Origin of the sequence: Parvibaculum sp. (genome assembly GCF_035511255.1) — a bacterium.
In the GTDB taxonomy this organism is placed as follows: domain Bacteria; phylum Pseudomonadota; class Alphaproteobacteria; order Parvibaculales; family Parvibaculaceae; genus Parvibaculum.
Window position 1 is genome coordinate 1 of the sequence record NZ_DATKFR010000167.1, and the last position, 2,747, is coordinate 2,747.

The following is a 2,747-nucleotide window of genomic DNA, read 5'->3' on the forward strand; positions in this document are numbered from 1 at the left end:
CCCTTCATCCATCTCGAGCGCAGCTTCATGCATCTCGGCTTCCACATCTACGACGTCGGCTTCCAGTCGCGCAATTCGGAGGCCGGCCGTTCGATGGTCTTCGTCACCGCTCTGGTGCTGATGGCCCTGGTGCTGGCGCTCAACGCCGTTTCGATCAATGTCCGCAACCGGCTGAAGCGCAAATTCGCCGGCGACAAATTCTGAAAATATCCGCCGGCTTCCGCGCCGGCCGAAGGAGTGACCCCGCATGTCGACAGCAACCGCGCTCAAGCAAGAGACCTCGATGACCGGCGCCGACGGTTACGATCCGACCGTCTATCACCCGGTCGAAAGCCCCGGCGGCGTCGAGATCTCGATCCGCAATTTCAATCTCTGGTACGGCCAGTCGCAGGCGCTGCACGGCGTCTCGATGGAAATCCAGAAGGGCATGGTGACCTCGCTGATCGGCCCGTCCGGTTGCGGCAAGTCCACGCTGCTGCGCTCCCTGAATCGCATGAACGATCTCATCGACCATCTGCGTATCCAGGGCGACGTGCGGCTCTCGGGCGAACCCCTCTTCGGGCCCCAGGTCGATGTCATCGCGCTCCGGAAGCGCATGGGCATGGTCTTCCAGAAGCCCAATCCCTTCCCGATGACGATCGCCGAGAACGTGACCTATGCATTGAAGGTCGACGGCGTGACGAACAAGAAGCTCCTTGCCGAGGCCTGCGAATCCGCGTTGAAGGGCGCCGCGCTCTGGGACGAGGTGAAGAACCGCCTCAACGACAGCGCCCTCGGCCTCTCCGGCGGCCAGCAGCAGCGTCTCTGCATCGCCCGCGCCATTGCCGGCAATCCCGAAGTGCTGCTGATGGACGAGCCCTGCTCGGCTCTCGACCCGATCGCCACCATGCGCATCGAGCAGCTCATCGAGGAGCTGAAATCGACCTACACCATCGTCATCGTGACCCACAACATGCAGCAGGCGGCGCGCGTCTCCGACAATACCGCCTTCATGTATCTCGGCCGCCTGATCGAATATGGCGCGACGAAGGAGGTCTTCACCAACCCCCATTCCAAGCGCACGGAAGAATATGTGACCGGCCGCTTCGGCTAGCACATCGCCACGAACCCCCGCTGCACAATCCCTCGCAAGACGCAGCGAACTAGCCCCGCCGGTTTCGGCGGGGCTTTTTTCGTTCTCGCCTTCCAGCCCTCTCTCTAGGAGAGGGTTGGGTGAGGGGCTTCACGAGACGCGGCGCATGTGGGCTTGCCCTCACCCGAAACGCGTTCCGCGTTTCGACCTCTCCCATAGGGAGAGGTGAAGACGAAGCCGTGCGAAGGCGCGCAAACAAAAACCCCCGGAGCCGAAGCTCCGGGGGTCTGCTCTGAAGACCTGCGAGGATCGATCAGAAGGCGAACTGCAGGCGGGCAGCGATCGCGCGGTAATCGACACCGAGGTCGGTGTAGGAGCCGCTGTTGCCGATCTTGTCGGTGCTGACGTCCAGATACTCGAACATCGCGCGGACGTTGTTGATCGGATACCAGTTCAGGCCCACCGTGATGATGTCCTGCTTGCCGCCACGGATGCCGCCGACGGGCGCCGCGGAGCCGAGCGAACCTTCGTTGTAGTTGAGGTCCGCGACGCTGTAGCGGGCCGCGAGTTCCCAGGCGCCGATGCCGCCGCCGAGGCTGAAGGGGCTCGCCGGCTTCACGCCCTTATAGGCCGCTTCTTCCATCGAGTACTTGTAGGCTTCGCCGGTGATGACCCAGGAGGCCTGCACGTACCAGGCGTTGAAGTCCGGATCGGGCAGCGTACCGACGCGATCGACCTTGTAGTAGTAGTATTCGCCCTGCAGCTTGACCGGGCCGTAGCTCGCGGCCAGTTCCGGGCCGACTACGTAGGCGTCGGTCGCCGCGATCGAGCCGGTGTCGATCAGACGGGACGCATCGACGCGCAGTTCGGGACGGTCGCGGAAGCGGATCGAGCCGGCGGTGCCGCCATTCGCGCTGGGATCGGCCGCATAGGTGCCCGAGACGCCGAGATGGACGTTCGACTTCTCGATCGGCTGGAAGGCGAAGGCCGCACGGCCGACGATGTTCGAACCTTCATTCGACGTGTTGGCCTGACCGACCGTTTCCGTCGTGTAGAAGAGCGAACCGTAGAAGTTCTCGGTGTTGCCGCGCGCACCGAAGGAGATGCGGCCGTCGCCGGCGCCGAGCGAGGTGGTGAGGTTCGCCGCGGAGGCGCGCTCGATGAAGGTGATGTCGTTCGAAGAGGTCGAGTCGTCCAGCGTCTGGAACGTCTGGATGGCGCCGGCCATGATCGAGATGCCCTTGATCCCGTTATATGCGAGATAGAGATCCTTGATCGTGCTGGCTTTTTCGTTGCCGCTGTCGCCCCACTGGAAGTTCATCTTGTAACCCCAGTCGCGCATGAACGTGCCTTCGACGCCAAGCTCGGCACGACGGAAGTTGAAGCCCGAATTGAGGCCCGTCGACGACGAGGCGCCGCCGAGGTTCTGGCTGGAGCCCAGACGCGCGGTGTCTTCCGAACCCAGATTGTAGGACGCCATATCGAGATGCGCGCGACCGCGGATCGACATGGTGAAGAGGCCGTCGCCCGTGCGGAAAGTCGGCTTGCCGTCCTTGAAGTCGATCTGAACGGCGTCCTGCTTCTCCTTGATTTCCTTCAGCTCGTTGCCCTGGGAAATCTGAAGATCGTCGAGGCGCTGCTGCAGATCCATGATCTGCTGCTTCATCGTATTGAT

The 2,747-nt window shown here is 62.8% G+C and carries 3 protein-coding genes; 2 read left to right on the forward strand and 1 reads right to left on the reverse strand.

All coding sequences use genetic code 11. The annotated features are described in order from the left end of the window. Window positions 1–204 (forward strand): hypothetical protein (locus VMR03_RS06140; RefSeq protein ID WP_325403299.1); only part of this gene is annotated, 204 nt, incomplete at its 5' end. A gap of 43 nt (window positions 205–247) precedes the next feature. Beyond that, window positions 248–1,093 carry a phosphate ABC transporter ATP-binding protein PstB gene (gene pstB / locus VMR03_RS06145; RefSeq protein WP_349255631.1) on the forward strand — a complete coding sequence of 282 codons (846 nt, stop codon included), beginning with the start codon at window positions 248–250 and terminating at the stop codon, window positions 1,091–1,093. A gap of 292 nt (window positions 1,094–1,385) precedes the next feature. Here the strand turns inward: pstB and VMR03_RS06150 are convergent. Next, window positions 1,386–2,747 (reverse strand): OprO/OprP family phosphate-selective porin (locus VMR03_RS06150; protein WP_325403301.1); only part of this gene is annotated, 1,362 nt, incomplete at its 5' end.